Raw genomic sequence first — 12,850 nt, forward strand, 5'->3', positions numbered from 1 at the left:
ATAAGAAAAGCGAAGGTATTTCACCTGGAATCAAAGCAATTGATTCACTCAATTAACCCGGATAAAACAATAAAAGATCAATTAACAAGAGCTTCGTTTAGTATCGCTCTAAATATTGCGGAAGGTTCCGGTCGATTTTCAAAACCAGACAGACGTAACTTTTTCATTGTTTCACGAGGTTCTGTTTTTGAATGCGCGGCTATTTTCGACATTCTTCATGATTCCGGTTCCATTGACAAGGACATATTTGATTCATTTTTGAAAAGAGCAGATGAACTATCGCGAATACTTTATGCGATGATAAAGAATTTAAATTGATTAAATAAACAATAGATCTCCCAAAAGTTTGATAACTTTCCGTACCGATGTACAAAAAAGAAAAAGCGAATTGCAGCAGTAATTCGCTTTTTCCCTCTTCTCTCACACTCAAACTCGCTCTGAACTCTTTTTCTTTTCAGTGTGGGTGTTAGGATTGAGTGTGAAAGGGTAATCCTTAAGCAGATATCAATATCCTCTAAAAGTTCGGTTTCTTACCCTCTTTTTGTAGTTTATAATCAAAGCTTCACAACCTTTCTTTGCGTAACTCCGTGTGCTGTTTCTATAACGGCCATATAAATTCCCGCGGGAACCTCGGAACAATTGAAAGTCAATGACCCGTCTTGAACGGATTGTACAGGTACGGATACCGCTTGGCCCGAAGCATTGTAAAGAGTAACCTGTTCCAGGTCTTTCGCCGTGATTGTCAATTGGTCGTTAAAAGGATTCGGAGAAATTACCGTCTCTTCTGTCAACTCATCATTGAGGCCAAGCGTGCAGGCAATATTCGTGTTTTTTAAGATCGTACCGCTTTCTCCGGTTACAATCGCACCGGTTGCTGTTAGCATACGCACATCCCGTAAATGATTGGCTGAAATGGTTTGAAAACACCAGTTTGCTCCTCCGTCTGTGGTAAACGACATCGTACCGGCTAAACCTACCGTAATTCCATGGTTTGCATCAAAAAAGTGAATTCCCTGGAAAACAGCAGTAGTACTGCCGCTGTTCAATTCCGTCCAGTTTGCTCCACCGTCGGTTGTTTTAACAATGGTTCCTTTCGATCCGCAAACATAACCGGTCATTGCATCTGTAAAGTGCATTTCGCTCAAAGATACTCCTGATGCTGCATCATAGACTGTTGTCCAGCTTGAACCTCCGTTCGTAGTGCGTTTGATATAACCGGTTTGCGTTACAAGAAGTCCGTTGGTGGCACTGGTAAACACGATATCGGTTAACTGGTCTGTTGTCCCTGAATTCAATACGGATACGCTGGTACCACCATTGGCCGTCTTCCAGAGCACACCACCGGTACCTACAAAATAGGCAACGTTTGCATCAACCGCGTAAACCGCCCAAAGGGAATTGGAGGTTGGGGGAGTGATAGAAGTCCAGGAAACACCGGCATTAGTTGTTTTTCTCATAGAATTTCCTGCCGATCCGGCTGCATAGCCAACTGTGGAACTCGCAAAACTGTAATCGTTCGCTCCTCCTATAGACATATTGGTCCAGCTTGTACCGCCGTTAACCGTTCCCTGCTGCGGTGAGTAGCCTGAACAAATCCCGTTATTGGCATCAAAAAAATGAATAGCATGTAATTTGTCAGTCGCGGAGGAAGTAATCGTATTCCATTGTGCGTTTGCAGATAAACATGCGCCGAAGAGCATGCCGCTAAGTAAAAATTGTTTCATATTAGATAGTTGATGTTAGCCGGTTTGTTCCGGTTAGGCCCAAATATAACGATTTAACCGGGCAGGAATGAGTCAAGAGGTTATTTAACAAGTCTTTAACCTGTATACAAGCTCAAGCGTCCTGTAACCATATTTAAAAAACCGGGGGCAAAGCGAAACAATAACTCGTCTTGTTTGAAAAACTAATAACAAAAAACTATGTGCCCTATGTGCCCTGTGTGGTTAAAAAACGCGAGCGTAGCGAAACTAAAATCACTCCGCTGAAACACCGGCAACTTCAATCCCTTCGTGTTCTGAAAGATATAGCGGTCAGCCGCGGCTGATCTGCTATGTCTTCGCGCCCTTTGTGGTAAAAAAAACTGAGAGCAGAGCGAAACAACAACTCGTCTTGTTTGAAAAACTAACACAAAAACTATGTGCTCTATGTGCCCTATGTGGTTAAAAAACGCGAGCGCAGCGAAACTAAAATCACTCCGCTGAAACACCAGCAACTTCAATCTCTTCGTGTTCTGAAAGATATAGCGGTCAGCCGCGGCTGATCTGCTATGTCTTCGCGTCCTTGTGGTAAAAAAACTGAGAGCAGAGCGAAACAACAACTCGTCTTGTTTGAAAAACTAACACAAAAACTATGTGCTCTATGTACCCTATGTGGTTTAAAAAAAACCGAGAGCGCAGCGAAACTAAAATCACTCCGCTGAAACACCGGCAACTTCAATCCCTTCGTGTTCTGAAAGATATAGCGGTCAGCCGCGGCTGATCTGCTATGTCTTCGCGTCCTTGTGGTAAAAAAACTGAGAGCAGAGCGAAACAACAAATCACCTCCTTGAAGCACCAACACAAAAAAACATATCCCTCTGTGGTTCATCTTTTTTATCCAACTTCTAAATATTCCGCCTGATCCTGCTCAGCGACGACTGCGTAATTCCCAGATACGAAGCCAATTGAGACAACGGAATCCGGTTTGCCAGCCCCGGAAAAAGCTCCAGGAAATGCAGGTAGCGTTCCGTTCCATCCTCGATCATCATAGCACTAATGCGGTTTAATTTATCAGCCAGCCCCTTGGCCGTAATTTTGGAAACGATCGCATCCCAGCCGATAATAGTCAACGATAATTCGTCCATGGCGCTTTTCGAAAATGACAGGTATTCACAATCCGTAACAGCCTGCACGTATTCCGTGGAGGGAATGCCCTGGTTGTAACAGTTGATATCAGCCACAAAACGGTTCTCATCCATGAAATACTTCGTGATGTCATTCCCCTTGTTGTCGTAATAACTCACTCGCAGGATCCCCTTTGTCAGGAAGATAATCTCACGCGGAATTTTCCCCGCTTCCTGGTAATATTCCTCCTTTTTGAGTGTCTTCAAAACCGCTTTACTCTTCACCAGGTCAATTTGCTGCTGGTTCAACTGCCCGAATTGTAAGATATAGTTTATAAGAGTTTCCATGTCTTTTTCGCTTAACCGCTTAGAAAACTTTGCGTCCCTATTCTCTTTGCGCGGTTTCATTTATTCCTGGTTTTTGCCGTATCATTTCATCTGCCTCATCAGCATGCGGTCAAATAATTTATCCGACAACATTTTTCGCATAAACAACATCGGTTTCGCCATTTTTCCTCCAATATAACGCGTTTTTGGATTTTTTGCCTCAATCCCGGTGCGGATAAGCTTTGCAATAACCAACGGATCCGAATCGTTTTTCTCCATTTCCCCGTATATCTTTGCCATTCCTGAAGCCAATTTCCCGTAAACAGTGTTTCCTGAAACCCGCATCAGGTCTAGAGCACCTAAACCCTTCATTTCCGACCTGGTTCCTCCGGGTTCAATCACAATTACATCGATCCCGAATGGCTTTACTTCATTGCGAAGGCAGTCGCTCAAGCCTTCAATGGCAAACTTGCTCGCATGGTACCAGCTTCCCATCGGCATGCCAACCTTTCCGCCGATAGACGAAATATTCACGATCTTCCCGGATTTCTTTTTGCGCATTCCCGGAAGTACCAGCTGGATCAAACGCGCCGCTGCAAACAAATTAATTTCCAGCTGATTGCGCGCTTCCGCCATCGGAACATCTTCCAAAGCACCGTAAGAACCTAACCCTGCACAATTCACCAAAACATCAATAGTTCCTGCTTCGTCCTGTATGCGATTCACACAGGTTGTAATACTTGCATCATCCGTAACATCCAGTGAAAGCGGGATGATACCGAAACCTTTCAGTTCGTCCATTTTCTCCAGCCTTCTTGCTGCGCCATATACTTTGTAACCGTTTTGAGCAAGGTGGATAGCCGTCGCTTTCCCGATTCCTGCTGACGCTCCCGTTATCAATACCGTCTTTTTCATCTTTCAGAATTTTTAATTGAACACAGCAAAGGTATTTCGGGAAAAAACGAAGAAATTTGCCATTTGGCAAAAAGAAACCGGAAATTATAGCCGGAGGTTTGGGGAATGGATTTTCAGCCGCATATGTTCCCGAAACGCTTATCACCACTGGGCTAATAGACAGATGTCTATCCGTATTTTTCGGAGCTGCAGAACCGAACAAAAAATAAGGAAAGCTCTCACTTCCTTATTTTTACTTCTTTACGCTAAGTGGTTTTTCTTGCTCACCATTTCTCAAATTTTTCCTGTAGCATGTGATCCTTGTTAGTAATCCTCAGAAAATAAAACCCTTTATTCAGATCACTCACATCAATAAAATCCATGTTGCCGGATGCTATCTCTTTCACTTGTTTTCCTGTCAGATCAAAAATTGTAAACTGTCCGCCGGTCGCTTCAAACCAGATAATGTCCTGTGCCGGGTTCGGGAAAATACCGATGCTGTTCTTTGACTGGATCTCCGTTATGCCTGCAGTACTTTCACCTACAAGCGAAAGATTATCAACCGTGAAAAAAGAAGTCAAACCACTACCAAGAATAGAATAAAGCCTGTCCGGATACCTTCTCACAAGAGACGGGTCAAGAATAACAGTAATATTATCCGGCATTTCGGGACGAATGTATTCGATATCCACTGTAAATTCAGTATAAACACTGACGCTATCACCGATATTTAGCCAGCCAGATCCAACGGTATCATTACTCTGGGTGGTAGTATTGAATTTAGTCAGATAGACACTTATCTTGGCTGTATCTCTCAGCGGAGTCTCTGTTTCCCCGAAGATAACGTTATCTTCATACCTATAAAAACCTTTAAGAGAAGCAGGTCTGTAATTAATCGGCGCAGTTTGGATAGCGGCATCCTTCGTGTAATTGTACCACACACTAAGCTTTAAAGCATAATCATTGGATTGAGCATCCTCAACCGGGGGATAATAAAACGTAAAATTGGGTTCTATCAATAAGGTATTCGTCCAAATCCATCCGACCGGTTTATTTTGATTGGAAGGTATGGGGTTTTCCCAATTTTCAAAGTCCATATTCTGTAATTGTGCAGCTGCAAATAAAGGAAGTATAACTACTGCAATTAAATAAATTAGTTTTTTCATAACGATCATTTTAAGTTTAACTGATAAAATCAAAGCTATGGATACAGGCACCGATTATTGCTATGAAATTGACGGGATAAATGTTGAATTTCCGGAATGCAGTAATAAAACAATTGATTCAAGACCATTTGTTACAAAAATGTAACGAAGGAATGCTCTTGTTATCGTCAAAATGGGGTCCGATCGGGGTGATGTATGGGTCAAGTACGGATCAAGTACGGGTCAAGTATGGATATAGTATCAAAACATGATATCTTTAACAAATCACGTTATTCTTAACAAATTCACCTCATTCCTCTGAAACCGTGCAACAATAAGGGATTGATGCCATCGTTTGGGCTGTAAGCAGCTTGCACAAATGGTACGTAAGGGTTCAAAAAAGGATGTTTTTACGGCTAAAAAACAAACTTCTCTCCCGGTGAGTGTATTTCTCATTAATGAGCATTTAAACTGATCCGGTAGAGTAGTTACCTCGAATAAACTACCTGCATCCGTTCATTTACGGTACAAAAAACGGCGAGCCTTCTAAAATCCGATCCGTCATTCGCAATTCATCATCCGTAATTCGTAATTTTGAATAACTATGTTGGAAAGACGATTAGGACTTGGACAAGCTACTGCTATAAACATGATCGATATGGTCGGTATCGGGCCGTTTATCACCCTGCCGATGATCATTACCATGATGAACGGGCAGTACTTTTTGTACGCCTGGCTTGCCGGGGCGCTTTTATCGTTTGTAGATGCGATGGTCTGGAGTGAACTTGGCGCAGCGTTTCCGAAAGCCGGAGGGTCGTATAATTTTCTCAAAGAAGCTTACGGACCCAATAAAGCCGGGGGACTCATGAGTTTCCTCTTTGTTTGGCAAACCATGATACAGGCTCCGCTCGTCATTGCTTCGGCAGCCATCGGTTTTGCAGCCTATTTCTCCTACCTCGTTCCCTTAAATGAATACACCTCGAAAATGGTGAGCGGGGGAGTAGTGATCCTGATCGTATTGATGCTCTACCGCAAAATCGAAACAATCGGGAAGATCAGCGTCTTTCTGTGGTTCGGGGTAATCATTACCATCCTTTGGATCGTTGCCGGAGGAATTTCACACGGGAACTTTTTCGGCCCGGTCACCCACATGAACGATGGGTTGACAGTCAACTATGCATTCATATCAGCAATGGGCTTTGCCAGCGTGAAAACGGTTTATAGCTATTTGGGCTATTACAATGCCTGCCACCTGGGAAGCGAGATCAAAAATCCCACACGCAACATTCCGCGAAGTATGTTCCTGTCCATTGCGGGAATTTCAGTGCTTTACCTAGCTATGAATATCAGTGTAACGAGCGTTGTTCCATGGAAGGAAGCCAAAGACAGTGAATTCGTCATCAGTTTGTTTATGGAGCGTTTGATGGGAAGTACAGCGGCTGTTGTGGTTACTTGCCTCATTTTGTGGGTTGCCTTTGCGTCCTTATTCTCAGCTACGCTCGGTTACAGCCGGATTCCCTATGCAGCCGCTGCCGACGGTTCATTCTTCAAAGTCTTTGCAAAATTGCACCCAACGAAACAATTCCCGCATATTTCCCTGCTCTTCCTGGGTGGACTCGGGTTTCTTTTCAGTTTGCTGTTCCGGCTCAGCGATGTCATCAGTGCTATTTTAGCCATGCGCATCCTCATCCAGTTCATCGGGCAATCCATTGGGTTGATCTTACTCCATAGAAAACACGGAAAAGCATTCTTTCCCTGGAAAATGCCTTTATTCCCGGTCCCGGCAATCCTGGCAATCATTCTGTGGGTAGGAATCCTGCTTTCTACCGGCTGGCAAATGATCCTGGCAGGATTGGGCGTAATCAGCCTCGGAACGATCGTTTATTTCGTGAAAGCGAAAAGGAACTCGGAATGGCCTTTTCAGAATTGAGAATGCCGGATTCCGAATAATATTAAATGGGTAGGGGCGGAAATTTTCCGCCCCTACTTGATTTTTAAATCCAGCAATTTTTCTTCGCCGATAAATCCTTCCAAATGATCTCCGATCGCCACCGGCCCAACTCCCGCAGGTGTTCCTGTAAAGATCAGGTCGCCGGTTTTAAGCGTTATGTATTGTGAAACGAATGCAATGATTTTATCGATTGAAAAGATCATATCCGCTGTATGCCCTTTTTGAACAGGTTCTCCGTTCTTTTTCAGGGTAAAATGCAGGTCGTTCAAATCCAGGGAAGCAACAGGAACGAAATGCGTTCCCATCGGTGCGCTGTTGTCGAATGCTTTTGCTTTTTCCCACGGGAGGCTTTTCGCTTTGCATTGTTCCTGCAGGTCACGAGCCGTAAAGTCAATTCCCAGGGAGATCTCGTCGTAATAAGTCGAGGCAAATTTCTCCTGGATGTTTTTTCCCACTTTTTTGATCTTAACCACGACTTCGCATTCGTAATGCAAATCCTTCGTAAAATCCGGGATGTAGAAGTCGTTTCCTGCCGGCAGGTATGCCGTATCCGGTTTTAGAAAGAAAACAGGCTCCGCAGGAAGCGGGTTATTCAATTCTTTGGCGTGATCAGCGTAATTACGCCCTATGCAGATGATTTTCATTTCTTAATTTTTATGTTCAAATGTTCAAATGTTCAAATGTTCAAATGTTCAAATGTTCAAATGTTCAAATGTTCAAATGTTCAAATTGAACCCTTAAACTTTTGGAACTCGTTTGAACCTTTTGAACTTTTCTACTTTTTGAACTTATTTTGCAGCGCCGCCAGCTTGTCTTCCATACTCATATTGGGGTTTTCTCCTTCGCGTTTCTCCCGGCGTTTCTGCTTGATGCGTTCCATTTCTTCGCGCAATAACTGCTTGGTAAACAGTGGAAAGTCGGCATCCATCATCCAGCCGAAATACCCCGGCTCCGATTCAGCAACTTCTTCAACCGTTTTCCCTTTGTGCTTTCCAAAATTGTAGCAAACCTGGCCGTTTTTCGTTTTTGCCAGTCTTCCCGCGAAATCATGCCATTCCTGGTTTCCCTGGCGCGAGAAATCGGATAACTCGGGAATGGTATTCGCCAGGTCCGGATAACGCTCCAATTGTGCTTTAAAAACGTCCAGTGTCACCTTGGTATCGTACAAAGCATTGTGTGCATTCTCCATCGATTCCTGGCAGTAAAACTGGTAGGCAGCTGCCAATGTGCGCTGTTCCATTTTGTGGAAGATATTCTGAACATCGATAAACCGGCGGTCGTTTACTTTAAACGGATGGTTAATACGCAGGAACTCTTCCGCCAGGACAGGAATGTCGAATTTGTTGGAATTGTATCCTCCCAGGTCGGCATCACCGATAAAAGCAGCAATTTCGTCTGCCAATTGGGCAAACGTAGGTTCTCCGGCAACCATTTCATCGGTAATCCCGGTAATTTCAGCAGATTCTTTGCTAATCGGAATAGTGGGGTTGATGCGTTTGTAATATTCACTCTGTTCGCCGTTGGGAGTAAGTTTAATTAAAGCAATTTCAATGATCCGGTCCTTTGCCACATCCAGCCCGGTGGTTTCCAGGTCCAACATAACAAAATTCCGGGTGAGTGATAAATTCATAATGCAAAAAGTTATACCCAAAGATGGCGAAAATGTAGGGAACTTGACACCTGATACCTAATGTTTTTCTACCATGGATGATGCTAATTACGATATTATGTAAAAAATAACGTTAAAAACGTTCCCCCTGTTAGTAACTCCAACAAATTAAAATCTGCGCTATCTGCGTTATCTGCGGGAAACAAAAACGCCGACCTATGGGGTCGGCGTTCGTATGTGTTTTGTGTTGTTTACTTCACAATAATAAACTCGGTTCTACGGTTCAGCTGATGCGCTTTTTCCTGCTCTTCTTTAGCCGGCATGCTGTTGATCGTCTCATCGGATACCTTCAACTTGCTTTCACCATATCCTTTCCCGGTAATCCGGTTGGCCGCAATTCCTTTCGAAACAATGTAGCGGGCAGAAGCTTTCGCACGCTGATCGGACAACTTCATGTTGTATTCATCCGTACCGCGGCTATCCGTGTGTGAACCCAATTCGATCTTGATTCCCGGGTTTGCCTTCATGATCTTCACGATCTTATCCAGTTCCTTCGCTGCATCCGGACGGATATCCCATTTTCTGTAGTCGAAATAGATCGGGTTTACATCCAGGCCGATATCCGTTCCCACTTCGTTTTTCGCCAGTGAGCGGTCAATGCGGATCTCGGAATTGTCGCCCAGCAGTACCGGAGCATCATAAGTCATGGTCACGTATCCTGCTTTTTCCAGTGTTAAAGCAAATTCCACGTTGTCACCTTTCTTCATTCCTCCGATCGTATCTGTTTTGTAATTACCGCCTTTCGTGTAAGATCCGAACAGTTTCTCTCCGGTCTTTTTGTTGATCAAAGTAACGGCAACATCCGATAATTTCTGGTTGGTCTTGCTATCCGTAATCGTTCCTACTATATAGTAAGGCTTCACCATCATCTGCTTGTCAAGATCCAGCCAGAATTCGCGGTAAACTTCGGAGTATTCTTTGTTACATTCTGTTTTGAATTTCTCGTTGTAGAAGTTTTTCTTCCCGTCTTTCTCATAAGAGAATGTCAGGTCGTATTCTTTACATGGCTCCAGTGAATTCATGAATACACCGTCACGTACACGTGGGAATAATTTGCGGTCGTAAGGATTCTCGCAGTTCAGGCATCTCAAGGTTACAGAAACATCTTCCGGCAATGGCTTGTTTCCGATTACGTTGATTTTTCCGTTCAATACGGCAATGTTCTTAACTCCTAAGTAGTTGTTCTTGATTTCGTAGATATCTTTTTCTCCTTTTCCTTCTATACGAACAGAAGTCATGTATCCGGTCAACCCGTCAACGGTTGTTGTATAGAACAAATCGTCGCACGTGGAGTTGATAGGAGCACCTAGGTTCATTGCAGGTCCCCAGTTTCCTTTTCCGTCAGCTGTGGACATGAAAATGTCGAACCATCCCATACTTTTATTTCCGTTGCTGGAAAAGTAAAGCGTGCTGTTGTCAATGGAAACGAATGGAGATTCTTCATCCATCGGTCCGTTGATGTTCGGTCCTGCATTCACAGGTTCACCCCAGGTACCGTCTTTTTGTTTGATACAGTAGTAAATATCTCTTCCACCGAAACCACCTTTGCGGTTGGATACGAAATACATGCGTTGCCCGTCGGGAGTAACGGTTGCGTGAGTTTCCCAATCATTCGTATTGATTCGCTTATCGTCCAGGTGAGTCACCAGCTGGAATTTATTGGTAGAGAAATCCGAGTAAAAAATATCTCCGTTCCCTTTGGTATCCTGGTACACGTATACGCGACGCTCATCGGGGCTTACTGCCAGTGTTGCCTCATTTTGCAGGGAATCACAGAATTCCAGTCTGATAGGGTCCATCCATGTAGAATCGAAATCGCGGTAAGACACGTAAATATCTTCCGGGTACAGGTTGTTTCTCGGGTCCAACCCTTTGTCGGACGCTCCGGTGGGCCATCTTCTGCGGGAGGTATAATACAAGGCAGAACCATCCAGGGAAATAACCGGTGAATATTCGGGATTTGCCGTGTTAATGGAAGTTCCCATATTCTTCAGGTACACGTTTTTCGGATTTTGCATTTCTGCACGGGCTACTTTACATTGTTCCAGGTACAGTTTCGCAAAGAAAATATTGTTCGATTTCGTAATGGAAGAAGCGATGAACTTGTTGTAATATTCTTCTGCTTTATCGATATTTCCTGCCATGTGGTAGCATTTTCCCATTTCAAAATAAGCATCGATGGGTGCAGCTGTTTCCTTGGTGTTGAACGGATCGTATTTTTTGTCCGTTTTCACCACCGCTCTTTCCAGGTATGGCATTGCTTTTACAAAATCAGATGACATTTCCAGGTAGATAAACCCGCGGCGGTAATTGTAGTTCGAACTGGTCGGTTGAAATTCCAATAACTTGTCTACGATCATCCCGGCCTGGTAGTAGTATCCTTCCTGGATCATGATCGCACTTTCCATCACCAATTCGGATTCGGACCCGCTATTGATCATTTCCATTACTTTTTTAGTGTCGTATTGTCCGAAGGAAATCAATGGACACAAAAGCATAAGTAAAATAGTAGATTGCAGTAATTTCATGTGCTCTATAAATTAAGAAAGACCCACCTCTTTCAGTTTAAGTTGGTGGGTCTTACGATCATTTTATTTTTTAGTTACAAAAAATACAAACTTAGATCTCTCTGTTGACATCGAATTGCTCCAGGTAGTCAGCAACTCTTCGTACGAATTGTCCTCCCAAAGAACCGTCAACCACACGGTGGTCATACGAGTGAGATAAGAACATTTTGTGACGGATACCGATGAAATCTCCTTCAGGTGTTTCAATAACAGCAGGCATTTTACGGATTGCTCCCAAAGCAAGGATAGCAACCTGCGGCTGGTTGATGATAGGTGTTCCCATCACGTTCCCGAATGTACCTACGTTTGTTACGGTATATGTTCCGCCCTGGATATCTTCCGGCTTCAATTTGTTGTCGCGGGCGTTTCTTGCCAGTTCGTTTACGGATTTGGCAATTCCCGTTAAGTTCATGCGGTCGGCCTGCTTAATTACCGGAACAATTAAGTTTCCGGAAGGAAGCGCTGTCGCCATCCCGATATTGATGTCTTTTCTTTTGATAATCTGGTTACCGGATAAGGAAACGTTGATCATCGGGAAGTCTTTGATTGCTTTCACGATTGCTTCCATGAAAATAGGAGTGAACGTTAAGTTTTCACCTTCACGCTTTTCAAACTCTTTTTTCATTTTGTTTCTCCAGTTCACGATGTTCGTTACGTCAGCTTCCACGAAAGAAGTCACGTGCGGAGAAACATGCTTGGACATCACCATGTGCTCAGCGATCAGCTTGCGCATACGGTCCATTTCCAGGATTTCATCACCCGGGTTTGCAATCACAACCGGCTCTTTGATGTTGCTCAGGAAAGAAGATCCTCCCGAAACAACCGGAGCAGTTCCGTTGCTGGATGCAGCCGGTGCGGAAACTGCAGGTGTTGGCTGTGCGGCAGTTGTTGCTGCAGCGGCCGGTGCCTCCGTTCCGCGTGTATCGATGTAGGAAAGAATGTCTTTTTTAGTCACTCTTCCGCCCATGCCTGTTCCGCTGATCGCGTCAATTTCCGACATGGAAATATTTTCTTTTTGTGCAATGCTTCTCACAAGCGGGGAAATGAATTTTCCGTTCCCGCTGCTTTTATCAAGCGTAACTCCTCCGTTTGAAACAACTGCCTGTGCCGCTGAAACTGTTTCAGCAACCGCCGCTACTGCAGCAGGCTCAGCTTTTGGTGCAGCCGGTGCAGCATCTCCGTCCGTAGAGATAATCGCAATTACGTCACCAACTTGAGCAACCTGGTCTTTTTCAAATAATTTTTGAACCAAAACCCCGGCAGCTTCGGATGGTAATTCGTTGTCAACTTTATCCGTTGCAACTTCTACCAAAGGTTCATCCATTGCCACTGTATCACCTACTTCTTTTAACCAGTTTGTGATGGTAGCTTCTGTAACGCTTTCTCCCATTTTTGGAAGACGAATTTCAATTTGTGCCATATAACGACTAAGAATACTCGATTAATTTTCGTACAAAAATAACGGAAAAAATA

The 12,850-nt window shown here is 43.9% G+C and carries 9 protein-coding genes; 1 reads left to right on the top strand and 8 read right to left on the bottom strand.

All coding sequences use genetic code 11. The features are described from left to right. Nucleotides 1–554: 554 nt before the first annotated feature. The 4 genes from ABDW02_RS16175 to ABDW02_RS16190 form a co-directional block, all read right to left on the bottom strand. A complete protein-coding gene (locus tag ABDW02_RS16175; protein ID WP_343636336.1) occupies nucleotides 555–1,724 on the bottom strand; it encodes a YCF48-related protein in 1,170 nt (389 codons plus the stop codon). A gap of 881 nt (nucleotides 1,725–2,605) precedes the next feature. Then, nucleotides 2,606–3,172, bottom strand: a complete 567-nt coding sequence (locus tag ABDW02_RS16180) for a Crp/Fnr family transcriptional regulator (protein ID WP_343636338.1) — start codon at nucleotides 3,170–3,172, stop codon at nucleotides 2,606–2,608. An 81-nt stretch (nucleotides 3,173–3,253) separates the two neighbouring features. Then, entirely contained in the window at nucleotides 3,254–4,066 is an 813-nt protein-coding gene (locus tag ABDW02_RS16185) for an oxidoreductase (protein WP_343636340.1), read from the bottom strand. 263 nt (nucleotides 4,067–4,329) lie between these two features. Continuing rightward, nucleotides 4,330–5,211, bottom strand: a complete 882-nt coding sequence (locus ABDW02_RS16190; protein WP_343636342.1) for a T9SS type A sorting domain-containing protein — start codon at nucleotides 5,209–5,211, stop codon at nucleotides 4,330–4,332. 583 nt (nucleotides 5,212–5,794) lie between these two features. On the opposite strand from ABDW02_RS16190, the gene ABDW02_RS16195 reads away from it, so the two are divergent. Then, nucleotides 5,795–7,120, top strand: a complete 1,326-nt coding sequence (locus tag ABDW02_RS16195) for an amino acid permease (RefSeq protein ID WP_343636344.1) — start codon at nucleotides 5,795–5,797, stop codon at nucleotides 7,118–7,120. 53 nt (nucleotides 7,121–7,173) lie between these two features. Here the strand turns inward: ABDW02_RS16195 and ABDW02_RS16200 are convergent, their stop codons facing one another. From ABDW02_RS16200 to ABDW02_RS16215, 4 genes are all read right to left on the bottom strand, one after another. Further along, nucleotides 7,174–7,785: a fumarylacetoacetate hydrolase family protein gene (locus ABDW02_RS16200; RefSeq protein ID WP_343636346.1), complete on the bottom strand. Its 612-nt coding sequence runs from the start codon at nucleotides 7,783–7,785 to the stop codon at nucleotides 7,174–7,176. A gap of 131 nt (nucleotides 7,786–7,916) precedes the next feature. After that, nucleotides 7,917–8,771: a 3'-5' exonuclease gene (locus ABDW02_RS16205; RefSeq protein ID WP_343636348.1), complete on the bottom strand. Its 855-nt coding sequence runs from the start codon at nucleotides 8,769–8,771 to the stop codon at nucleotides 7,917–7,919. Nucleotides 8,772–9,001: 230 nt separating this feature from the next. Continuing rightward, nucleotides 9,002–11,338: an OmpA family protein gene (locus ABDW02_RS16210; RefSeq protein WP_343636350.1), complete on the bottom strand. Its 2,337-nt coding sequence runs from the start codon at nucleotides 11,336–11,338 to the stop codon at nucleotides 9,002–9,004. A 91-nt stretch (nucleotides 11,339–11,429) separates the two neighbouring features. Then, nucleotides 11,430–12,797, bottom strand: a complete 1,368-nt coding sequence (locus ABDW02_RS16215) for a dihydrolipoamide acetyltransferase family protein (RefSeq protein ID WP_343636352.1) — start codon at nucleotides 12,795–12,797, stop codon at nucleotides 11,430–11,432. Between the last annotated feature and the right edge of the window lie 53 nt (nucleotides 12,798–12,850).

Origin of the sequence: Fluviicola sp. (assembly GCF_039596395.1) — a bacterium.
GTDB lineage: Bacteria > Bacteroidota > Bacteroidia > Flavobacteriales_D > Crocinitomicaceae > Fluviicola.